Below are 22,888 nucleotides of genomic sequence, written 5' to 3'. Positions count from 1 at the left end.
CGGCGGCTATTGTGGTGCCGCTACTGTGGTGCGGCTACTTAGCCTGCTCGAGTGCCTCGCGGACGGTCTGCAGCAGTTCTTCCCAGGAGATGTCGAACTTGGACAGGCCCTCAACCTCAAGCTTCTCCACGACCTCCGGGTAGGAGACGTAAGCGGAGATAGCGTCCAGAACCTTGTTCGCTTCGGAGTAGTTCGGAACGATGGTGTTGCCGGTGATTTCGCCGTGGTCGGCAACAGCGTTCAGGGTTGCCTCGGGCATGGTGTTCACGGTGTTGGGCGCAACCAGACCGGTGACATACAGGGTGTCCGGCAGTGCGGGGTCCTTCACACCGGTGGATGCCCACAGCGGGCGCTGTACGTTTGCGCCGTGTGCTTCCAGACGTGCCCAACGCTGGGAGGAGAACATTTCCTCAAACACCTCGTAGGCGAGGCGTGCGTTCGCCAGGCCTGCCTTGCCCTTGAGCTGCACAGCGTCGCCGCCGGCAGCTTCGAGGCGCGCATCGATTTCGGTGTCTACGCGGGAGACGAAGAAGGATGCGACCGAGTGGATGGTGGACAGGTCCTTACCGTTCTCCAGCGCCTGCTCCAGGCCGAGCATGTAGGCGTTGATGACCTCGCGGTAGCGGGTCAGGGAGAAAATCAGGGTCACGTTCACGCTGATGCCAGCAGCCAGGGTCTCTGCGATGGGGCGCAGACCTTCCTGGGTTGCGGGGATCTTAATCATGACGTTTTCGCGGCCCACGCGCTCGTAGAGTTCACGTGCCATCTTGGCGGTGCCTTCGGCGTCGCGTGCCAGGCGGGGGTCAACCTCGATGGAGACGCGGCCGTCAAAACCGTTAGATGCCTTGTAGACGGGTGCGAACACGTCGCAGGCTGCGCGTACGTCGTCGCAGGTTGCGGCGAAGACTGCCTCTTCAACGCTTGCGCCAGCTGCGGCAAGTTCACGCATCTGCTCAGCGTATGCGGCGCCCTTGGAGAGCGCGCCAGCGAAGATGGTGGGGTTGGTGGTCACACCGACGACGTTGTGGGTCTTGATGAGTTCGGCGAGGTTGCCGCTGGTCAGACGCTCACGGGAGAGGTCGTCAAGCCAGATGGAGACACCGGCGTCGGAAAGCTTCTGAGTGGACTCAGACATGGATAAAACCTTCGATTCTTGAATGAGGAAATGAAAAAGTATTGGAGGGACGCGATAGCGGGCCCGGGCGCCCCTCGTAGCGGGGCGCCCGGATTGTTCGCGTCGCGCCTCCCGGAACCGTTGCGTTCCGAGGGCACGAGTATCGCTTATTTGGCGGCGGCGATGGATTCCTTGGCGGCAGCCACGACAGCCTCCGCGGTGATACCGAATTCGCGGTACAGGGTCTTCGCATCGGCGGATGCACCGAAGTGCTCGATGGACACGGCGCGGCCGGCGGTGCCGAGCAGGTCGTACCAGCTCATCGCCAGGCCAGCCTCGACGGAGACGCGGGCTGCAACCGAGGAGGGCAGAACCGACTCGCGGTACTCCTCGCTCTGCTCAGCGAACCACTCGCGCGAAGGCATGGAAACCACGCGAGCCGCAATGCCCTGCTCTGCGAGGGTTGCGCGAGCCTGAATAGCCAGCTCAACCTCGGAACCGGTAGCGATCAGGATGACGTCCGGGGTGCCCTCGGTGTCAGCCATGATGTAGCCGCCGCGTGCGGTGCCCTCAGCGGAAGCGAACTTCTCACCCTCAGCGTCTGCGTGCACGTCTTCACGAGCCCAAACAGGCAGGTTCTGACGGGAAAGCACGATACCTGCGGGGCGGTCGGACTTCTCCAGGATGGTGCGCCATGCGACGGCGGTTTCGTTAGCGTCCGCGGGGCGAACCACGTCGAAGCCGGGGATAGCGCGCAGGGCGGAGAGGTGCTCAATCGGCTGGTGGGTGGGGCCGTCCTCGCCCACGCCGATGGAGTCGTGAGTCCACACGTACACTGCGGGAACGCCCATCAGTGCGGAGAGGCGAACAGCCGGGCGCTGGTAGTCGGAGAACACGAAGAAGGTGCCCGAGAACGCGCGGGTCGGGGAGGAGAGCACAATACCGTTGACGATTGCTGCGGCAGCCTGCTCACGAATACCGAAGTGCAGCACGCGGCCGTAGGGGTTGCCGGTCCAGTCTTCGGTGGTTCGCGATGCCGGGTTGAAGGACTCTGCACCCTTGATGGTGGTCAGGTTCGAGCCGGCGAGGTCAGCGGAGCCGCCCCACAGTTCGGGGAAAGTGTCAGCGATAGCGTTGATGACGGTGCCGGATGCCGCGCGGGTTGCCACGGAGGTGCCAGCCTCGAACACGGGGAAGGCAGCCTTGTAGTCGGCGGGCAGTTCGCCTGCGACGAGGCGCTTGTACAGTTCAGCGCGCTCGGGGTTTGCCTTAGCCCACGCCTCGAACTTCTCATCCCATGCCTTGTGTGCCACTGCGCCGCGCTCAACGAGCTGGCGGGTGTGTGCCAGGACGTTCTCCTCGATGAAGAAGCTCTTGGCGGGGTCGAAGCCGAGCAGTTCCTTGGTTGCGGCAACCTCATCGGCGCCGAGCTTGGAGCCGTGCACTGCGCCGGTGTTCTGCTTGGTGGGAGCGGGGTAGCCGATGATGGTGCGCAGCTCAATGAAGGAGGGCTTGTCGGTGACAGCCTTCGCGCGCTCAATAGCGGCGTACAGTTCTGCGACGTCCTCAACGTAGTCGCCGGTGCGGGTCCAGTCCACGCGCTGAACATCCCAACCGTAGGACTCGTAGCGCTTTGCTACATCCTCGGTGAAGGCAACGTCGGTGTCTTCCTCAATGGAGATGTGGTTGCGGTCCCAGACGACGATCAGGTTGCCGAGCTCCTGGTGACCTGCGAGCGCGCACGCCTCGGCGGTGACGCCTTCCTGCACGTCACCTTCGGAGGCGATGACGTAGACGTGGTGGTCGAAGGGGGAGGTACCCGGTGCAGCTTCGGGGTCGAACATGCCGCGCATACGGCGCTGTGCGTAGGCGAAACCAACGGCGGATGCCAGGCCCTGGCCGAGCGGGCCGGTGGTGATTTCTACACCCTTGGTGTGCTTGTATTCGGGGTGGCCGGGGGTGAGGGCGCCCCAGGTGCGCAGGGCTTCCAGGTCCTTCATTTCGAGGCCGTAGCCGCCGAGGAACAGCTGAGTGTACAGGGTGAGGGAGGTGTGGCCGGGGGAGAGGATGAAGCGGTCACGGCCTTCCCAGCGGTCGTCGGAGGGATCCTGGTTCATGACCTTCTGGAAGAGCAGGTAGGCGACCGGCGCCAGGCTCATTGCGGTGCCGGGGTGACCGGATCCGACCTTTTCTACGGCGTCTGCGGCGAGGATACGTGCGGTATCTACGGCGCGCTGGTCGGTTTCAGTCCACTGGAAGTTCTCTGCCACGTGGGGTGTCCTTTCACAACGTGAGTGGATGCGCCAGCAGGCTTGTGCTAGCGCGCTGTCCGTCGGGTGTAACGTGCCTTCGGGGGGTACTTATTCCCGCGCCGGTGGGTACCTGCGTAGGTACTTGGGTAAGTGCCCTGGTAAGTACCAGGTAGATGCCCTGGTAGATGCCCGGGTAGGTGCGGGGAGCCGGGAGGTTTGTTTCGACCCTTTCGTTTTAACAGGATAGTTCACTAAACGGCAGTATCCGGTGTGGGGCTGCAGACATTCACAGGGTGATACGGGCTGTTATGCCTCTGTTGACTGGTCTTTCCGGGTGTGGAGTGCGTACTTTTGGGCGGTATTGCTGAGCTCGTGGCTGAATATTGTTCAGTAATGTAACAATTTTTGTGTAAGTGGTGAAGCTCATGTTAAGGTTGAGCAGGAAGGTTGCAGACCGAAACAGTGGTTGGGTCGGTCTGCATCTCGGTGATTGAAGCCCCTCCTCCGCGCGGAAACTGATGATTATCTTGCTGTGGTGGCGAGATATAAGGTTCTGGAGGGGGTGCTATCTTTTAGTCTCAGACCGTACATTCTGTGTGCGGTTGAGGCTAAAAGTTTGTGTTAAATAAATGGGCGCCGGATATGTCGGAACATATCCGGCGCCCGCCTTTTAACCTGCAACCTGCGGCTTAACCTGTGCCTTTTTGCCCGTGCCTTTTTACCTGTGGCTGTGACCATCAGGGGCAATCAGGTCGCCTCTAGCTGGGATGCTTCTATCTGGGTCGCTACTGGTTAGGTCGCTACTAGTCGGACCACTTGAACTTGCGCGAGGCAATAAACCCAATGACCACGGTCCATACGATCAATACCCAGTGCGGGTCGGCAAGCCACTGATGCTGAATGAAGTTGCCGCGCAGCGCATCGCCCAGAGCCGCCGAGGGTGACCATGCCACAACCGCGGCGTACCAGTCGGGGAAGGACTTCAGCGGGAATACGACGCCGCCGGCACCGGCAAGAATCACCCAGGCGATATTCACGATGGCGAGGGTCGCCTCCGCGCGTACCGTACCGGCAATGAGCAGTCCCAGTGCCGTAAATGCGCCGGCACCCATGATCATCGTGATGATGGAGCGCGAGACGGCGATAGCGTCCGGGCGCCACCCCAGACCGTACCCGAGCACCGCCACCAGGGTGAACTGAATCGCCACGACCACCAGCACTGCAATGCACTTGCCCATGATCAGGCCGTTACGACCCAGGGGAGTGGTCGCCAGGAACCGTAGCACGCCGTAGCGGCGATCAAAACCGGTGGCAATGCCCTGACCGGACAGCGCCGTAGAAATCACGCAGAGCGCTAGAACGCCGGGGACCGCCGCATCCATGCGGGAGACACCGACCGAGTTAGCGTATTCATCAATCAGGCCGGTGAAGCGCAGGGCAATGAGCGCCATGACGGGAAAAATAATGTTGAGCATCAGCTGCTCGCCGTTGCGTAGCATCGCCATGGTTTCGTAGCGGCCCTGCTCAATGACGCGCACGAGCGGGTAGTTCGCGCGCGGGGGAATGTACTCCTCGTCTTCGTCAATAGAAGAGACCTTGGGGCGGGTGTTCGCGGCGCGTTCTTCCATTTGGTTCTCTTCCACAGGCTTTTCTGCAGCCCGGTTGTTGGTGCGTGCGGTGTTGCTCATCGGATATCACGTCCTGAAATGTCGAGGAAGACATCCTCAAGGGTCTTCGGTTCCATGGTCAGAGAAATCGGCATGAGGTAATGCTCGGCGAGTGCCGCAGTGAATGCCGCCAGGTGCTCGGGGCGTAGCGCGCCGACCAGCTCATACTCGCCGGGTACGGAGGGGGCGCCGTCACGCGCCGGGGTGTAGGGCACCTTCTCGATGAGTTCCACACCGGCACGCAGATGCGCGGGCAGTAGCTGCTCACGGGTGGGGGTGGGTGCGTTCAGGCTGTACTGCAGACGGTTCGTGCCGTCGCTGGCGATGAGCTCGGAGACGGTACCTTCCTGAACCGTAGTGCCGTTTTCAATGATGTAGACATAGTCGGCGAGCTTCTGCGCGTCGTCAATCAGGTGCGTGGTGAGCACAATCGCGGTGCCGAGTTCACGCTGTTCACGAATGATGTCGAAGACGACGTTGCGGGATTGCGGGTCCAGGCCCGCGGAGGGCTCGTCGAGGAAGAGCACGTCCGGGCGACCGATGAGGGCGGCGGCGAGGGAGACACGCTGCTTCTGACCACCCGAGAGGCGGCGAATCGTGGTGCCGTTGAAGGCATCAATGCCGAGGCGCTCTGCGAGCTCTTCGACCGGGTATGGGTCGGTGTACATGGTGGAGATGTGTTCCAGCAGCGGGATGGGGTGCATGGCGTTGGGTAGGCCGCCGTCCTGGAGCATAATGCCGACCTTGGCGCGCAGCTCCGGGTCTGCCTGTAGCGGGTTTTCTCCGAGCAGGCGCACGGTACCGCGGGTGGGTTTGAGTAGACCCTGCGCGCAGGCGAGGGTCGTGGTTTTGCCGGCGCCGTTGGCTCCGAGTAGGACGACCACCTCACCGGGGAAGACGCGCAGGTTGACCTTGTTGACGGCGCGGTAGAGCCCGCTGGCGGTGAGCCGTTCGGGGTATTTGGTGCGGAAGGCGCGTGAGGGTTTGAACTCTTTGATGAGGTCTTTAATGCTGAGCGCCGGTTCTTCGGTGATGATGCGTCGTCGTGCGGTGGGGGAGGCTCCGGGCTCCGTGTGGTGCTCAGAGTGCGCCGTTGGCGTGGCGGATGCACGCCCCGGGTGGTCCTGCTGGCCCGCGGTGGTGGTCTCCATAGACAGTCACTTTCGATTTTTTCGATGAATGAGCGTGTGTGCCCCCTTCATCTTATGCCCTAACTCACGTTTAAGGCACACTTGTTACGACTTAAAAGTTCACCCTAAGGTAGAAAAGTTAGCAAGTAGGGGTACCTAACTAGCCAAAGAAAAACTAATTAGGACATACTTTATTTGTGTATTCCGTGAATAAGACCCCTCAGCGCGTCTCAACGAACGAGGCGCAGACCCGAAACGGCACCCGAACTGCCGCCTCGGGCTCTACTGGTGCTTCCAGTACAAAGTCCTCCGCGGCACGCACATCCAAGCGCAAAGCCGAGGCAGAAGAACGCACCAGGGACCGCGTCCTGCGTGAAGTCCTCAACAACGGCCCCGTATCCGCAGCAACCCTCGGTGAGCTCCTCAGCCTCACCCCCGCAGCGGTACGCCGCCACCTCGACGCCCTCGAATCCAACAACATGATTGAGGTCGCGCCCATCAAAAAGCACGGCGCCGGAGCCGGACGACCCGCCCGCCGCTACGTGATCGCCCCCCAGGGCCACGAACGCCTCGGCAACGACTACCTCATCATCGCCCGCGAAGCCCTGCAAATGCTCCGCGACACGGTTGGGCAGGAAGCTCTCGAAGCTTTCGCCTCCGCCCGCGCCGCAGAAATGGAAGCCCGCTACCGACCCGTCGTAGAAGCCGCCGGTGACGATGTGGCAGCCCGAGCGCAGGCGCTCGCAGAGGCAATGAGCAAGGATGGTTTTGTGGCGACCGCTCAGGTCACCGCGCCTCCTGCAGGACGAACTGTTCCCGAGCATTTCCTGGCAAGTATTCAGCTCTGTCAGGGTCACTGCCCGGTACGCGACCTCGCTGGAGACTTCCAAGTGTTCTGCGAGCAGGAAACCGGGATTATTTCTGACCTGCTCGGCGTTGATGTCCGTAGGCTTTCAACCATGGCTTCGGGTGCTCATGTGTGTACCACGCACGTGCCCCTGAACCGCGTCACCGCCGAGAGTGAGAAGAACACAGAAGAATCCGCAGGGAAACCTTCGGAGGAATCTTCCGCGTAACAATCACCGCAGTACCCAGCGGCGCACCCCGATGAACCCCTCAAGGGTGCGACCCGCATGCTGAAACCCGCCCGCCCCACGCTGCGTTAAACGCCGTGGTCGAGCGCGGTATCAGCCCCCTCAACTACCGCACCTGCAACCGGCAGGTGGCGGCAAGAAATGTAATAACCATCGAAGAAAGGCCGTAATGACTGAGAAAGTTGGGCAGAACGCCAACGACACCGTCATTTCAGAGATCCTGGAGATGAACCCCGAACTCGAGGGCATTGGCAACTACGAGTACGGTTGGGCAGACTCCGACGAAGCAGGCCAGGTAGCAAAGCGCGGCCTGGATGAGGATGTCGTGCGCGACATCTCTGCAAAGAAGAACGAACCCCAGTGGATGCTGGACATGCGTCTGAAGGCGCTGAAGTTCTTCGAGCGTAAGCCCATGCCCACCTGGGGTGCGGATCTTTCCGAAATCGACTTCGACAACATCAAGTACTTCGTGCGTTCGACCGAGGGTCAGGCGGCTTCTTGGGAGGAGCTGCCCGAGGACATCCGCACCACCTACGAGCGCCTGGGCATTCCCGAGGCGGAGCGTAACTCCCTCGTTGCGGGTGTGGCTGCACAGTACGAGTCTGAGGTCGTGTACCACCAGATCCGTGAGGACCTGGAGAAGCAGGGCGTGATCTTCGTCGACACCGACACCGGTCTGCGCGAATACCCCGAACTGTTCAAGGAATACTTCGGCTCCATCATCCCGATTGGTGACAACAAGTTCTCCGCACTGAACACCGCCGTATGGTCCGGTGGCTCCTTTGTGTACGTTCCCCCGGGAGTTCACGTGGAGATCCCGCTGCAGGCGTACTTCCGCATTAATACCGAGAACATGGGCCAGTTCGAACGCACCCTGATTATTGCGGACGAAGGCTCCTACGTTCACTACATTGAGGGTTGCACCGCCCCCATCTACAAGTCCGACTCCCTGCACTCGGCAGTGGTTGAGATTGTGCTGAAGAAGAACGCACGCGTTCGCTACACCACCATCCAGAACTGGTCGAACAACGTCTACAACCTGGTGACCAAGCGTGCGGTTGCGCACGAGGGCGCCACCATGGAATGGGTGGACGGCAACATCGGCTCCAAGGTCACCCAGAAGTACCCGGCTGTTTACATGGTCGGTGAGCACGCTAAGGGTGAGACCCTGTCCATCGCATTCGCGGGTGAGGGTCAGCACCAGGACACCGGCTCGAAGATGGTTCACATTGCACCGAACACCTCCTCGACCATTGTGTCCAAGTCCGTGGCACGTAACGGCGGCCGCAGCGCATACCGCGGCCTGGTTCAGGTTCGTGAGGGCGCTAAGCACTCCAAGTCCTCCGTGGTCTGTGACGCACTGCTGGTGGACACCATCTCCCGCTCCGACACCTACCCCTACGTGGATGTCCGCGAGGACGATGTGACCATGGGTCACGAGGCGACCGTTTCCCGCGTCTCTGAGGACCAGCTGTTCTACCTGATGCAGCGCGGCCTGAGCGAAGAAGAAGCAATGGCAATGATTGTCCGCGGCTTCGTTGAGCCCATCGCACGTGAGCTGCCGATGGAGTACGCACTCGAACTGAACCGCCTGATCGAACTTCAGATGGAAGGATCTGTGGGCTAATGCCGACCAACGAAGAAACCCTGGGTTACCACTCCCCGATCATCCCCGGCATGGACCAGGAGGGCGAGAAGCTCGCCACCGAGTTCGCCCACGATGACACCCTGCTGCGCGCCACCGAGGCACACCACCAGGGCTCCAACCCGAACAACGTCCAGAAGGTACTCGAAGCATCCCGTGCAGAGCGTAAGACCTCCTACAACGTGGAGGACTTCGCACCCCTGACCGGTCGTGAAGAGGACTGGCGCTTCACCCCGCTGAAGCGTCTGGGCGGCCTGCACCTGGAGAAGCTGACCGGCACCGCACCGGCACCGAAGATCACTGCACCCGAGCAGGTTCAGGTTGAGACCGTCTCCCGCGAGGATGCACGCATCGGCTCCGCAGGTATCCCCGAGGACCGTGTGGCAGCGAACGCGTGGTCCAGCTTCACCGAAGCAACCGTGGTGACCATCCCCGCCGAAGCTGAACTGGCTGAGCACGTGGAAATCGACATCACCGGCACCGGCAACGAGCCTGCCGCACAGCACATCGTGATTGAGGCTAAGCCCTTCTCGAAGGCTGTCGTGGTTCTGCGCCACACCGGCTCCACCGTCCTGGCACAGAATGTTGAGTTCGTGGTGAACGACGAGGCTGAGCTGAACGTTGTTTCCGTGCAGCAGTGGGCTGACGACGCAATCCACACCTCCGCACACTACGCTAAGCTGGGCCGCAACGCACGCTTCAAGCACGTTGTGGTGTCCCTCGGCGGCGACCTGGTGCGCGTGACCCCCTCCACCAAGTTCACTGCTCCCGGCGCTGAGACTGAAATGTACGGCCTGTACTTCGTAGACGCTGGCCAGCACATTGAGTCCCGCCTGTTCGTGGACCACTCCGTACCCAACTGCAAGTCCCGCGTGACCTACAAGGGCGCACTGCAGGGTAAGGGTGCGCACTCCGTATGGGTTGGTGACGTTCTGATTGGTAAGGATGCAGAAGGCACCGACACCTACGAGCTGAACCGTAACCTGCTGCTGGAAGTTGGCCCCCGCGCCGACTCCGTGCCGAACCTGGAGATTGAGACCGGCCTGATTGAGGGCGCCGGCCACGCATCCACCACCGGCCAGCTCGATGAACAGCACCTGTGGTACCTGCAGGCTCGCGGTATTCCGGAGGCTGAGGCACGCCGTCTGGTCGTGCGCGGCTTCCTGAACGAGATCATTCAGCAGATTCGTGTTCCCGAACTTGAAGAGCAGCTCACCGAGGCCCTTGAGGCAGAGCTCGCCCTCAGCAACAACTAAGCTTTACCAGGAGAAATCAATGTCTACCCTTGAAATCAAGGACCTTCACGTCTCGGTTATCCTCGACGACGAAACCACCAAGCCCATCCTGAAGGGCGTTAACCTGACCATCAACTCGGGCGAGATTCACGCAATCATGGGCCCGAACGGTTCCGGTAAGTCCACTCTGGCTTCCACCATTGCTGGCCACCCCAAGTACCAGGTTGACTCCGGTCAGATCCTGCTCGACGGTGAGGACATCACCGAGATGAGCGTGGACGAGCGTGCACGCGCAGGCCTGTTCCTGGCTATGCAGTACCCGGTTGAGATCCCCGGTGTGACCATGTCCAACTTCCTGCGTTCCGCTAAGACCGCTGTGGACGGTCAGGCTCCCTCCCTGCGTACCTGGACCAAGGACGTTAAGGAAGCCATGAAGAACCTGGAGATTGACCCCGCGTTCATCGCACGTAACGTGAACGAGGGCTTCTCCGGTGGTGAGAAGAAGCGCCACGAGATTCTGCAGCTGGAGCTGCTCAAGCCCAAGTTCGGCATCCTGGATGAGACTGACTCCGGTCTGGACGTTGACGCACTGAAGATCGTGTCTGAGGGCGTGAACCGTGCGCACGACGAGAACAACATGGGCGTCATGCTGATTACCCACTACACCCGCATCCTGCGCTACATCAAGCCGCAGTTCGTGCACGTGTTCGTGGACGGCAAGATGGTTGACCAGGGCGGCCCCGAGCTGGCTGACCGCCTGGAAGAAGAGGGCTACGTAGCTTACGTGGGTAAGAAGTAAGCTTCTTCCCTGACCGGATTCTGACAGAAAGATAGAACTATGACTGAGACTGTGCAGGGTCGTGTTCCTCAGGAAGAGATTGAGGAAGCCCTCAAGGAGGTTATTGACCCGGAGCTCGGCGTCAATATTGTTGACCTCGGTCTGCTCTACGGTCTGCGCTGGGATGAGGATGGAACCCTCATTCTGGACCTGACTCTGACCACCGCGGCGTGCCCGCTGCAGGAGGTTATTGAGGAGCAGGTTCAGGCTAACCTGGATAACCTGGTTGATTCTTGGCGTGTGAACTGGGTTTGGATGCCGCCGTGGGGTCCGGAGCGTATTACTGAGGACGGCCGCGATATGATGCGCGCGCTGGGTTTCAACATCTAAGCTCCTGACCGCAGATAAGGTACCCGCCCGGTGCGGAAGGTGTATGCCTTCGGCACCGGGCGGGTACTTTTGTGCTTTAGAGGGCTTTGACCGTTCACCATGATGAAGCTATATTGAGAAGGATATTGTTAACCATATTTCCATAGGAGGGGATATGCATATTCTGGAAGAGATCCGCGAGGTTGCGGTCAGCAAGAATGTGAATTTTCTGATTGGCTCAGGATGTTCATCGGGTGCGATTGGCACGATGAATACGTATTGGGAAAAAGCCAGAGGAAACAATGACCATGAGACACCTAATGAATCTGCAGGAGGCGCACATTGCAAAACCTGCGAAGAATATGGCAATGAATTACTTTTAAAAGATGTCATTCGAGTAAGTGAAATTATTTTGGGTCGCTCAGAGGAAGACAGGGGGGACTTGGATAGTGTAAAACTGGTTTCTAGGAGCTATACCGCATTTGTTCGGGAAATCGTTAGTCTCATGAACAGAATGAACTCGCGCCAGATTCCCAAAAATGTAAATATCTTTACGACTAATTATGATTTATTTCTTGAAGGCGCTCTTGATAAAGTATCAAAATCTGAAACATTTGTTGTCAATGATGGTTCTCGAGGGTATTTTGAGAGAATTTTGGATAATTTAAATTTTAATCGAACTGTTTCCTATAGGGGGCCCTCCAATAATTTTATTGACGAAATTCCTAGTGTTTCATTGATTAAGCCACATGGCTCAGTTAATTGGAAAAAAACAGATAATGATGAGATAGAAATTAAGGCAGAAGTTGTGGATGGCCCCGTTATTGTTAAGCCCGATGGTCATGAATCACGAAATACATTTGCGGAGAACTATTTTCATGACACCCTTAGGATTTTTCAAACTGAATTAGATAAACCCCAGTCAGTTTTGTTCGTTGTTGGATTTTCATTTCAAGATAAGCATATATCTAAAATGATGCAGCGAGCACTTAGAAATAAAGAACTAAAAGCGTATATTTTTTGCTACTCAGATAGAACTGAGGGAAATATTATTAGGAATCTAGGATATGAGCCATCTGAATATCCAAAAAATCTGAAATTTATTTGGCCAAGGGATATTCGGTCTGATAGTAATTCGATTGCAGATAGTGAACATTTAACACTGGATGCTGTAACTAGAATTTTTCGCTTTGGAGTCAAGTGAGATGGATAAGCATATTGGGATTGTTGTCTCTGTGGAATCAAATATTGCAGAGATAGCTATGTATGAAATGGTCAATGGGTCTAATATTTTATGGGATGGTCAGATTCTTCCTGGTCCCAAGGTTGGTTCTTTTGTGTCGATTCTTCAAGGGAATGTTAGAATTGTTGCAAAAGTGATATCAGAAAAAATTATTGACCAGCAAAACCCTGTCGGCAGTAAAGAGTTTGACAATAGATACTCTAAGGATTCTATTAATAGGATCATTAAAACAAAGAGTGTGGGAACTATTAAGGATGGGAGGTTTAATGTTACGTCTCGTTATGTCCCCATGGTTGGCAATAAAGTAGCATGCATTACCCATAATGACTATTCTGCAATGTATTCATTGGGTGATGGAACTCCTGTGCTACGTGTTGGAGGTGACCTTCTTGGAAATCAGGAAGTTAATATTCCAATTAGTCGCGTTTTTGGCTCTCATATCGGTATATTTGGGAATTCTGGTAGTGGCAAATCAAACACTTTACATCGCCTATATTTCAATCTATTTAAAAAATATGGGAAAGGTGCGCTAGAAAATTCAAAATTTATTGTTATTGATTTCAATGGGGAATATTCGCATGATGATTCCTTTGGTGTTTCTTTTGAAAAAAAGAGTGTGTTTAAATTATCTGCAAGATCGGGTAATTTAAATAGAATTCCTTTGAGTGAGACTTATTTGTCTGATGCAGAAATTCTGTCTATGCTCTTTGGTGCGCGTTCTGAAAATCAGGTTTCATTTATAAATAGCACACTTAATCATTATAATAAGAAAAGAGGAGATTGGGGTCGTTTGGCAAAGTCTATACTTAGAACGTATAAGAAGATTTTAACTACGCAGCTCACTGCTCATAGTGAGGCATATAGTGAATGGGTTGATTTATATAAAGAGTTTGTTGAGAAAAATGGACCTTCATGGAATTTTTATAGTTCGTTTTTTTCGATGGTTTCCTCGCAAGGGGCCGGTAGTTATTATTACAATGGCAATCCAGGATTTCATGCAGATTACCCCAAGGGGTTTGATTCCGAGAGGATGATATGTGACGGTCTGGATTTAAGTGAATTTGTTAATCATGAATTAGAAAAATCCCTTTTGCCAGTCTTGGAGCAGGCCCTGAAAAATTCACCACCTTTGAGTCGATTAGGGTTTATCCTTAGGTTCTCCTATATATATAATACGGCTTGGGGGGACGTACAAAAAGAATATCTTGATCCTCTTATGAAAAGAATAGGTGTAGCTTTAAAGGATTTAGATAAAGTCGTCTCTGTGGGTGAACAAAGTCTTCAAAATTTCAATAATCTCAACATTATAGATTTGTCGAGTGCAAATCAGAACACTAAACGTATGATACCTGCGTTGGTTGCAAAAATTATGTACGCTGAACAAAAGGATAAAAAAGGTAATGGTTCAACAACTCACCTTATTATTGATGAAGCACATAATATTCTAAATGCTAATTCGGGTGAACTGGAAAATCGCGGAAAAGATTATTGCCTCGATGCCTTTGAAGAAATCGTTAAAGAAGGTAGGAAGTTTGGTTTTTACGTAACTCTTTCTAGTCAGCGCCCTGCGGATATATTGCCTTCAATTGTCTACCAGATACATAACTTTTTTATTCATCGACTCGTTAACGAGCTTGATTTACAGATAGTTGGAAGAACAACATCAACTCTGGATCATGCCTCCTTTGAAGCGATTCCGTCTTTGGGTAAAGGGGAATGTGTCATTACTGGTGCAGATTTCTCTTTCCCTGTATTGGCTCTAATAGACTGGAACGAATTGGAACCGAGACCCCATAGCAACGACTTAGTTCTTACCGACCTGTGGGTGGAAGAGTCTAATCCTGATTCCAACCCATCTATGGAGGATCTTCTCTAAGAAGGAATACCGCTTTGATACGAGCAACCAGGATGAAAATGAGTTACAGATTATAGAGCTTAAACGATAGGCTCAGCTTCTACTCACAGAAAGCACAAAGAGCCGCCCGGCATGGAATATATTCCATACCGGGCGGCTTCTATACTGTCAGCTTTGAACCTAGTCGTTCAGGTGCAGCAGCTTCAGCGAGTGCTCATACTTAATCATGAGGCAGGTACGAGTCGGTTCCTCCAGAAGCGCCAAACGCTGCGGGTCAGTATTATCCGCAATATCGGCAAGCTTCACCAGACGAGCCAAATCATTCACACGCACCCGGCTCAGATACGACTCACGCGACTCACCCGGGCGGCGGGTCAAAGCCTCAATCGCATCCACAATACGCGCCGAGAAATGACGCGCCAAGAAAGCGAGAGAAACGCCGGTATCCTCCACCGTGTCATGCAGCAGCGCCACAATCTGCGCTTCAGCCTTCAGCTCCTCCAAAGAGATATCAGGGTGAGTTGCGGCAGCCAACTCACAAGCAAGCTTACGCACCCCAAGAGCCACACGGCGGGGATGGGAGATATAGGGCCAGCCGTTACGGTCAGTCTGCCCCTCATGCGCCTTATCAGCAATGCTGTCAGCCAGGCGAACCATCTCTTTGTAGTAGTTATTCGACATGAGAACCTCCGTTGGTTTGAACTCCTGCGAGTTGATGGTCCCAGCGGCGTTTTCCGTACCAACACGGCACGGGCGGTAGCTGGTACCAACACTTTACTCCAGCAGCTACGCGGCGGCGGCAGAACTCGCCCGAAACACCCCTAATACGTCAAATATGACGCGCCGAAGAAGAAAAGAGGGTGTTTTTCCTTCTGAAATTGTGGGTTTGGTGCCCTTTCTGCCGTGTATCTGCGGTTGGTAACAGACATTCAGGAGGCGCCCGCCCCTCCGCGAAAGTGTCCGCCGAACCCTTTGGTACCGCCCGGGGTAACTCGCCCACAATCTCATATGGTGGCGAAAAATTTCTAACTTTTTCTAGCGAAAATCGGCGCGCAAACCGCCCAACACTAAGGCAGTTTAAGCGTGTTTAGCACACACCGATACACACTCATCAAACGAAAAAATCGCGCGCCCTCCGTGCCCCGCTAAAACATCCAAAAACCCGTATTTTTGCGCGAAAATACGCGATAAACTGGGGGCAACCAAACATCGGAGAACACCATGGCAGAGCTCTATGAGCGCTTCGTCGCTTTGTATCCCTACCCACACGAGCGAATCCGCCACGGCGCCCCACGAGCCGAACTTAACCGGCGATACCTCGAACACCTTTACGAGGGCAAGAACCGGGGAACAACCCCCATCGTGGTTGCCCTCGACCCGACCCTGCTCGGGACCATTGAGAATAACGTCTCCCTGCGTACCTCAACCCCAGTGCAGGACATCACCGCCGACACCGTCGAGCGGTACGCACATGAGCTCATCACCGACCATCACCATTACCTGGATCAAGTCGGTGTAGAAGTTGCCGCGCACGAGGCGTTCCGGCACCTGAACGAGAGCACCTACCTGCAGACCTACCGTCTCCTCATGGAAAACGGCGAACTCGGTGAAGACGATATCGCTATGCCGCTGAAAGCGGAGTACCCCTTCGAACTGACCGCCGGCATCATCAATGAGAAGGTCAAAGCCACCGACATTGACAGCGCCGCGGAACTGCTCATCATGGACCTGCCGCTGTGGGATGCTTCCGGGGTGTTCGCCTACCTGCCTTTCGGCGGGTGGGACTCCAGCCCCAGCCCCGAGGCGATGCTGTCCATTGCCCGCTACTGGTTTGAACGCGACGACGCCTACCCGGCTGTTATTGCCTCGGACTTTATCGAGTTCTACACGCCTGTACCGGTCACGACTCGCCGCGACGCAGAGATCCTGGCGGTTGAGCATACGATGGTTTCCTCGGCGATGCCGGTGCGTGTCTACCGCGGCTTCGACAAGCTTGTGGAGGCGCTCTACGGCCAGCACGACTGGTACCTGTGGTGGGAGCAGCTCCCGGCAGCGCTTCTCATTGAAACGCCCTAAACCAGCCTAAGCTAGGCGAGGCACAGCGAAGGGGCGGGGTGAACTTTACGGTTCACCCCGCCCCTCTCGCGTATCTGCGCTATTTCAGCTCATCCACGTGTCGTGCCCGCAAAGCACGAGCGGTCGCCGTCGCGTAATCAACCGCCTGCACCACCCACGGAATCAGCAGCCGCCAATACATGCGCTTGGGCAGATTACGCGCCACCGCCGCCCTGCGCAACGCACCCCAACGGTCCATGAGCGCCGGAATCGACCGGACCATCAACGCAATCAGCAGACCCAGACGCTCGGGAGAAAGACCCACGAAACGCAGCGGCGAACAGAGCCTCACAAAGCCGTCAATCAGAACCGGCAGGGGAGTGCTCACCAGCAGGGTGCGGGAAGCGTAGAAAGCCGTCAGCATGGTCGCGATAGCATCCGCGCCGGAGGCGTACTGCCCCGTAAACACGTAATAGGCGACCATAATCAGTAGCAGCAGAGACAATGTGCGAACCACCAGCCACAACTGGGAGGCGGGCACACCAGCCCACAAGGCGCACAGTGCGGACGCGACCAAAGCCACCAGCGCCACCTGCCAGCCGGTCACCGCCAACAGCAGAAACAACCCAAAGAAGAGCGCCCCCTTGAACCACAGCGGCGCCCGATGCACCGGTGTGCCCAGCGGCTGGTAGAAACCCACCAGCAGGGTGCCGGGGTTGAAATCCGAGCCCTGGGAGGCGGGACGAGGGTTCACACGCGGCGTGTTAGCGCCCATGCGCGCCTCCTGACGAATCCAGACCTTCGGTAGCACCCTCGTTGGGGAACCCCTCGGCACACCACGTGCGGTACTGCTGCACCAGCTGCACCGCATCCCCCTGAGCGAGCAAACGGCCGTCATGGATAATCACGGCTTCATCGCAGGACGCCGCCAAATCCAGGTCGTGCGTGCTGAGAACCAGCATCTGATTCAGCGACTCCAAATGCTTGAGCAGCCGCGCGCGATTGCGCAAATCCAGTAGGGTAGTCGGCTCATCGAGCAGAAGAATCTGCGGGTGCGCCGCCAGCACGCTGGTGAGAGCGACCAGCTGCTTTTCGCCTCCTGAGAGGGTAAAAACGCTCTGGTCCTCCAGACGTTCGAGGCCACGCTCACGGAGCAGTCCACGAATCCGTTCGCGGCGCTGCTCACCGCTGAGGGAACTACCTTCAACGGATGCGGCACGGCGCAGACTCAGGTCAATATCTTCGGCAACGGTGGGCATAATCAGCTGCGCCTCCGGCTGGGCGAAGAGCATGCCCACACCCTCAAAAGCGCCCTGCGAATTACCGCGAGCACCCGCACCCTTCGAGCTGCGGCTCGGCGCCTCCAGGGTGTCGACACCGTTCACGCGCACAATACCTTCATCCGGGTGGGTGAGCCCATTGAAAAGCCCCAGTAGGGTGGACTTGCCGCTACCGTTCAGACCGAGCACCGCGGTGCGCTTCGCCGTGAACCGCAGGCTCACATCCTTGAGGATACGGCGATGCCCGCCTTCGGGTAGCTCGGTGAAAACACTTACCGATTCAAGCTCAAGGGCGGGCATGCTGGTAGAGGCGCTCACCGCCTGTTCGCCCTGTACCTGCTGTGGTGCAGGCTGGCGCGTGGAGCGGCGAAAAAACATAGCTATCCTCTCGTGTGGCACATTGTGTGCCTTTAACGCTGGGTAGAAGCCAGGGACGGGAAGGCGCGGCGTACCGACAAACCAACCAGAACCGCGATCGTGGACTTCACTAGATCCCAGGGAACGAATACCATTGCCGCGCTGAACGCGGCATCAAAAGTCATGTGGGCGTTCACCATCATACCGGCGATACCGCAGGCGGTCAGAACCACAAAACCGCAGAAGTTCGCGAGCAGAGCCATGAGGAAGGTCGCACCAACCGAACGAGTGTTACGGGTGAACAGGTAGGCGAGGGTACCGGCAATAGCAGCGAAGGGCAGGAAGCCGAGCAGGTAGCCGGCACTGGGGGAGGCGAGCGTACCCAGACCGGCGCCGCCCTTAGCGAAGATGGGCAGGCCAGCAAAACCGACCAGCAGGTACAGCGCCACGGAGGCGGTGGCGCGTTTGCCGCCGAGCACCTGGGCGGTGATGTAAATGCCGAGGGTTTGGAAGGTGAAGGGGACCGCGATGCCGCCCAGGCTCATGGCGGGCATGATGGCGAGCGCGGCGATGAAGCCTGCAAACACTGCGATGAGGGAGAGATCGGTGGCGAGGGAGGTCTTTGCCGCTACGTTACGGCGCGGTGCCTGGGTTGCCGGGATTGCCTGGGCTGATTCGCGCGCGGAATCGGTCATTGAGGTGGTACTCCTTTGATACGTATTTCTCCGCAGATTTTTCTACGGAGTTGAGGGTAGCGGTGGTTGACTTGCTTGTCACAACCCAGTTTTGAACAATGTTCTACAAATAGTGTTCGGTATGTATCGTACACCTCACGCCACAAAAACAAAAGGTTTCCCACATGCGCACTCGGCACACCTGCACTAAAATTGATGAGGTGCTCCGCGCGCTCGCCACTTCTAGCCCGGCGAATCCCGCCTACCGAGCACTCCAAGACCACACACCAGACGCCATCCGGAAAGGCACCCATGATTGCTGTACAGAACCTCGAATTGCGTGCAGGTGCGCGCCTGCTCATGGAAGAGGTCACCTTCCGCATCGATAAGGGCGACAAGATTGGTCTGGTGGGCCGCAACGGTGCCGGTAAGACCACTATGACTAAGGTGCTTGCCGGTCTGACCCTGCCTGCTGACGGTACGGTGACCCGTAGCGGCACTATCGGCTACCTGCCGCAGGACCCGAAGGTGGATGACATGAGCCAGCTGGCTCGTGACCGCATCCTCTCGGCGCGTGGCCTGGATGGTGTGGCGCGCAAGATGCGTCAGGCGCAGGAAGACATGGCGAGCGAGGACCCGGCGGTGCGCGCTAAGGGTATGCGCCGCTACGACCGTCTTGAGGCTGAGTTTATTGCCGGTGGCGGCTACGCGGCTGAGTCGGAGGCGGCGGTCATCACCTCCAACCTGGACCTGCCGGAGCGTGTGCTCGCCCAGCCGCTGTCTACTCTGTCGGGCGGTCAGCGTCGCCGTGTGGAGCTGGCGCGTATTCTCTTCTCCAATGCGGACACCATGCTGCTGGATGAGCCGACCAACCACCTGGATGCCGACTCGGTTCTGTGGCTGCGCGATTTCTTGAAGAACTTCTCGGGCGGCCTGATGGTCATTAGCCACGATGTTGACCTGATGGAACTGGTCGTCAACCGCGTCTTCTACCTGGACGCGAACCGCTGCGTGATTGACCAGTACAACATGGGCTGGAAGAACTACCTGACTCAGCGTGAGCAGGATGAGCACCGCCGCAAGCGTGAGCGTGCGAATGCGCAGAAGAAGGCGAATGCTCTGATGGAGCAGGCGAATAAGATGCGCGCGAAGGCGACGAAGGCCGTTGCTGCTCAGCAGATGATTAAGCGTGCTGAGAAGCTTCTGCGCGGCCTGGAGGAGGAGCGTCAGAGCGATAAGGTTGCGGCAATTCGCTTCCCGGATCCGGCGCCGTGCGGTAAGACTCCGCTCTCTGCCCAGGGTCTGTCAAAGTCCTACGGCTCTCTAGAGATTTTCACGGACGTTGATTTGGCAATTGACCGCGGTTCGCGCGTGGTGGTGCTGGGCCTGAACGGTGCCGGTAAGACCACTCTGCTGCGCATGCTGGCTGGTGCCATCGAGCCTGATACGGGCGAGGTCGTGTACGGTCACGGCGCGAAGCTGGGCTATTTTGCGCAGGAACACGAAATTCTTGATGGCGACCGCACTGTCTTTGAGAATATGAAGTCTGCTGCGCCGGATCTGGATGACACCCGGGTGCGCACGATTCTGGGTTCGTTCCTGTTCTCCGGTGATGATGTGGATAAGCCTGCCGGTGTGCTTTCCGGTGGTGAGAAGACCCGTCTGTCCCTGGCGACCCTGGTGGCGTCGAGTGCGAACGTGCTGCTGCTCGATGAGCCGACCAACAACCTGGACCCCGCCTCGCGTGAGGAGATTCTGAATGCGTTGAAGGCGTACCAGGGTGCTATTGTGATGGTTTCTCACGATGAGGGCGCAGTGGAAGCGCTGGATCCTGAGCGCGTGCTGCTTCTGCCGGATGCGGTGGAGGACCTATGGTCGAAGGATTACCAGGATCTGATTTCGCTGGCGTAAAGGCTGGCGTAAAGCAATATTCATAGAGCAATATTCACCGACATAAAAGCATGGGGGAGGCTCCGGTGCCGTGTGGCACCGGGGCCTCTTTGCGTGTCTTGTGTGTATCGCGCGGTGTTTTATTGTGCGCGTTGTTCTATTGTCCGGGGCGTATTGTTTGTGGCGTATTTCTGTGCTCTGAAAATGTGTTGCGGAAGATGTTGTCGGTATTTTTCTCGTGAATAGTGCCGAAAAATGTGACCTGGCCCGTGGGGTTGTATTGTTTTCTGATCATATGTGGTGTTATTGCGTTCCCGTGCATGGGAATTGTGGGTTCTGGCGCATGAAACTCGCGGCGTATTTGACGGGAAATAATGTTGACTTGTGGGTTTTCCTGAGGGAAAGAAAAGCTCTTAGGCGATATTTCGGGGGGTCTGTGTGGGCTTTTTGAATTTTTCATGTGTCTCTACATACATTGTGGGAAAAATGGTAGAAACCCAACATGTATGGGGCGTAGACTTATAACTGTTCCCGCCATTGCGAGGACGCAAAAGCGAAACATTAGGGCTCACTACAGATGGTGAGCTAACGCGGGGGAGAAGAGATTCCCGCCCGCTCACAAAGGAGAACTGCCAATGCACAACACTGAGTTCGAGAAGTACCCCACCTCCGGTGAAGAGAACGTTGAGGTTGACGTCTTCTGGCCCATCCAGGACGCTTAATCTCTCACCCCGATAGGTCGGGATAAGGATTAGAAAAGTGCCCCGCCGCTTCCGTAGGGAAGTGACGGGGCGCTTTGCTGTCCTCTTTGATACTGTTCTCATGGAGAATTTAGTTATGCGTTGAGAATTTAGTTATGCGGCGTGAATACCCAGCCCGAACATTTGCAGGGGGTATTCGGTGAAGCCCATCATGGCTGCCGCGTACCAGGCGACGTACCCGGTCAGTGCTAGAACGAGCGCCTTCTCGCGTACGCTGCCAGCATCACCCAGGATTGGGAGCGCCATGTAGCCGCTCTTTTTCCATAGGGGGGATGCCACCAGGGGCTTGATGACAATGGGGTAGAGGGGTAGCAGTCCGCGGGTTGTCAGCAGGTCGCCGATCAGGTGAATGGTGGCACCGACCGAAATAGCCCAGGGGAGTAGTGCCAGCGAATCGGTCGTGTAGGCGGCGTACCCGAGGGCGACGGCACCGATCCATCCACCCGGTGCGCCAAGCACACGTAAGGCTAGACCGCCCGAGAATGCGGCAAGAAGTAGTGAAGCCCAGGGGATTCCGTTGTAGCTCAGGTTGGCGCTGAAATAGGCAATCGCCCAGAAGGCTACCAGACCCAAAATAGAGTGCGTTCCCTTGCGGTGTCCTCCGCTGACTGCACCGACAATGCGTGCTACCCAGCGTGAAATGGGTGGAATGGAGTTGGCGATACTGCCGTTGTGGTGGTCAATATCCGGTAGCATACCCGCGCCGGCGCACGCCAGAGTAGTCACGATGAGGGTGGGGGTATCGGGAACCTGCACCACTCCCGTCTCGACGAGCACTAGCCAGCCAGCTGCGGCGCTGACGGTGTGTGAATAGCCCATCATGGGGAGGTGCCTCCTTGGGTGTGATTGCCTAGTGAGCGTAATTGTCCAGCGAGTGTAATTGTCTGGCGTGCCGGGATGCTCACCCGAACTCATTAGAACAAATATAGCATATATCGAAATTACTTTCGATAGGTGGGGTTATCCCTCAAACGGAGCTACCTCTCAAGCGGTGCTAGCCTTCAAATGGAAGAGTCTGCTTCCAGAACTCACGCTCGCGTAGGTAATTCTCGAGCCAGCCCACGTGCTCGGAGCACGCCAACCAGATTTTGCGGCGCTCGGGGGTGTGCACCTTCGGGTTGTTCCAGAGCAGCTGAAATTCTGCCGCCTGCTGGCAGCCCTTGCGGGAGCACTTGGCGTACTCGGGCTGTGCATCCTGAGAGAGTGAACCGAGCAGATCCATGTCTTCTTATCCTTACTATTGCGCCTCTACGTGCGGTGTTATTCTGTGCCCGCGCGAGCCCGCAGAAAGGGGGCGCGGGCTGTTCCGCTTCAGCTAGTGTACGCGCCCGATGAGGTATGCAAAAGAAGGGGAGTAGGTGTTCAGCGTTCAAGAGTGGAGTGTAGCCTGCGGCACCATCGCCCTAAAACGCGGTAAAATAGGGTTCGACTGTCCATCCGTCCACACCCCAACCGTGGAGCCGCTGCATCGGCTCTGATTGCGAGGGGT

At 56.9% G+C, this 22,888-nt stretch carries 19 protein-coding genes; 9 read left to right on the top strand and 10 right to left on the bottom strand.

Going from position 1 to position 22,888, the window contains the following annotated elements; genetic code table 11:
* Positions 1-34: 34 nt before the first annotated feature.
* The 4 genes from tal to ACP3RB_RS04115 form a co-directional block, all read right to left on the bottom strand.
* A complete protein-coding gene (gene tal / locus ACP3RB_RS04130) occupies positions 35-1,135 on the bottom strand; it encodes a transaldolase (protein ID WP_426699517.1) in 1,101 nt (366 codons plus the stop codon).
* A 146-nt stretch (positions 1,136-1,281) separates the two neighbouring features.
* Positions 1,282-3,384, bottom strand: a complete 2,103-nt coding sequence (tkt, locus tag ACP3RB_RS04125; protein WP_426699516.1) for a transketolase — start codon at positions 3,382-3,384, stop codon at positions 1,282-1,284.
* Positions 3,385-4,169: 785 nt separating this feature from the next.
* The gene (locus ACP3RB_RS04120) at positions 4,170-5,054 is read right to left on the bottom strand and encodes an ABC transporter permease (protein WP_426699515.1); all 885 of its coding nucleotides are present in this window, start codon (positions 5,052-5,054) and stop codon (positions 4,170-4,172) included.
* Positions 5,051-6,184 (bottom strand): ABC transporter ATP-binding protein, encoded by a 1,134-nt coding sequence (locus tag ACP3RB_RS04115; RefSeq protein ID WP_426699514.1) that lies wholly within the window; start codon positions 6,182-6,184, stop codon positions 5,051-5,053. The genes ACP3RB_RS04120 and ACP3RB_RS04115 overlap by 4 nt, the downstream gene beginning before the upstream one ends.
* Before the next feature lie 176 nt (positions 6,185-6,360).
* On the opposite strand from ACP3RB_RS04115, the gene ACP3RB_RS04110 reads away from it, so the two are divergent.
* From ACP3RB_RS04110 to ACP3RB_RS04080, 7 genes are all read left to right on the top strand, one after another.
* Entirely contained in the window at positions 6,361-7,239 is an 879-nt protein-coding gene (locus ACP3RB_RS04110) for a helix-turn-helix transcriptional regulator (RefSeq protein WP_426699513.1), read from the top strand.
* Between the two features lie 187 nt (positions 7,240-7,426).
* Entirely contained in the window at positions 7,427-8,884 is a 1,458-nt protein-coding gene (sufB, locus tag ACP3RB_RS04105) for a Fe-S cluster assembly protein SufB (protein ID WP_060824821.1), read from the top strand.
* Positions 8,884-10,158, top strand: coding sequence for a Fe-S cluster assembly protein SufD (sufD, locus tag ACP3RB_RS04100; RefSeq protein WP_311472702.1), 1,275 nt, complete (start codon positions 8,884-8,886; stop codon positions 10,156-10,158). Before sufB ends, sufD begins: the two co-directional genes overlap by 1 nt.
* A 19-nt stretch (positions 10,159-10,177) precedes the next feature.
* Positions 10,178-10,936: a Fe-S cluster assembly ATPase SufC gene (sufC, locus tag ACP3RB_RS04095; protein ID WP_311452319.1), complete on the top strand. Its 759-nt coding sequence runs from the start codon at positions 10,178-10,180 to the stop codon at positions 10,934-10,936.
* A 39-nt stretch (positions 10,937-10,975) separates the two neighbouring features.
* Positions 10,976-11,305, top strand: a complete 330-nt coding sequence (locus tag ACP3RB_RS04090) for a metal-sulfur cluster assembly factor (RefSeq protein WP_060824818.1) — start codon at positions 10,976-10,978, stop codon at positions 11,303-11,305.
* A 154-nt stretch (positions 11,306-11,459) separates the two neighbouring features.
* On the top strand, positions 11,460-12,488 hold the full coding sequence (locus tag ACP3RB_RS04085) for an SIR2 family protein (protein WP_426699512.1): 1,029 nt from the start codon (positions 11,460-11,462) through the stop codon (positions 12,486-12,488).
* Position 12,489: 1 nt separating this feature from the next.
* Positions 12,490-14,403: an ATP-binding protein gene (locus tag ACP3RB_RS04080; protein ID WP_426699511.1), complete on the top strand. Its 1,914-nt coding sequence runs from the start codon at positions 12,490-12,492 to the stop codon at positions 14,401-14,403.
* Between the two features lie 159 nt (positions 14,404-14,562).
* On the opposite strand, the gene ACP3RB_RS04075 is transcribed toward ACP3RB_RS04080, so the two are convergent.
* Positions 14,563-15,063, bottom strand: coding sequence for an HD domain-containing protein (locus tag ACP3RB_RS04075; protein ID WP_005506097.1), 501 nt, complete (start codon positions 15,061-15,063; stop codon positions 14,563-14,565).
* 540 nt (positions 15,064-15,603) lie between these two features.
* Between ACP3RB_RS04075 and ACP3RB_RS04070 the strand changes: the two genes are divergently transcribed.
* Positions 15,604-16,458, top strand: coding sequence for a DUF4253 domain-containing protein (locus ACP3RB_RS04070; protein WP_426699510.1), 855 nt, complete (start codon positions 15,604-15,606; stop codon positions 16,456-16,458).
* A 79-nt stretch (positions 16,459-16,537) separates the two neighbouring features.
* Here the strand turns inward: ACP3RB_RS04070 and ACP3RB_RS04065 are convergent, their stop codons facing one another.
* From ACP3RB_RS04065 to ACP3RB_RS04055, 3 genes are read right to left on the bottom strand one after another with little or no spacing between them, the layout of a single operon-like run.
* The gene (locus ACP3RB_RS04065; RefSeq protein WP_303962254.1) at positions 16,538-17,212 is read right to left on the bottom strand and encodes an energy-coupling factor transporter transmembrane protein EcfT; all 675 of its coding nucleotides are present in this window, start codon (positions 17,210-17,212) and stop codon (positions 16,538-16,540) included.
* On the bottom strand, positions 17,202-18,095 hold the full coding sequence (locus ACP3RB_RS04060) for an energy-coupling factor ABC transporter ATP-binding protein (protein WP_426699509.1): 894 nt from the start codon (positions 18,093-18,095) through the stop codon (positions 17,202-17,204). Before ACP3RB_RS04060 ends, ACP3RB_RS04065 begins: the two co-directional genes overlap by 11 nt.
* A gap of 32 nt (positions 18,096-18,127) precedes the next feature.
* Entirely contained in the window at positions 18,128-18,769 is a 642-nt protein-coding gene (locus tag ACP3RB_RS04055) for a biotin transporter BioY (protein WP_426699508.1), read from the bottom strand.
* A 291-nt stretch (positions 18,770-19,060) separates the two neighbouring features.
* Between ACP3RB_RS04055 and ACP3RB_RS04050 the strand changes: the two genes are divergently transcribed.
* Positions 19,061-20,659, top strand: coding sequence for an ABC-F family ATP-binding cassette domain-containing protein (locus ACP3RB_RS04050; protein WP_426699507.1), 1,599 nt, complete (start codon positions 19,061-19,063; stop codon positions 20,657-20,659).
* 833 nt (positions 20,660-21,492) lie between these two features.
* On the opposite strand, the gene ACP3RB_RS04045 is transcribed toward ACP3RB_RS04050, so the two are convergent.
* Positions 21,493-22,221: a metal-dependent hydrolase gene (locus ACP3RB_RS04045; RefSeq protein ID WP_049354628.1), complete on the bottom strand. Its 729-nt coding sequence runs from the start codon at positions 22,219-22,221 to the stop codon at positions 21,493-21,495.
* A gap of 172 nt (positions 22,222-22,393) precedes the next feature.
* The gene (locus tag ACP3RB_RS04040; protein WP_005506080.1) at positions 22,394-22,621 is read right to left on the bottom strand and encodes a hypothetical protein; all 228 of its coding nucleotides are present in this window, start codon (positions 22,619-22,621) and stop codon (positions 22,394-22,396) included.
* Positions 22,622-22,888: the final 267 nt, after the last annotated feature.

Source organism: Rothia mucilaginosa (assembly GCF_049990865.1).
In the GTDB taxonomy this organism is placed as follows: Bacteria; Actinomycetota; Actinomycetes; order Actinomycetales; family Micrococcaceae; genus Rothia; species Rothia mucilaginosa_I.
This window is presented reverse-complemented; position numbering and strand designations above follow the sequence as displayed.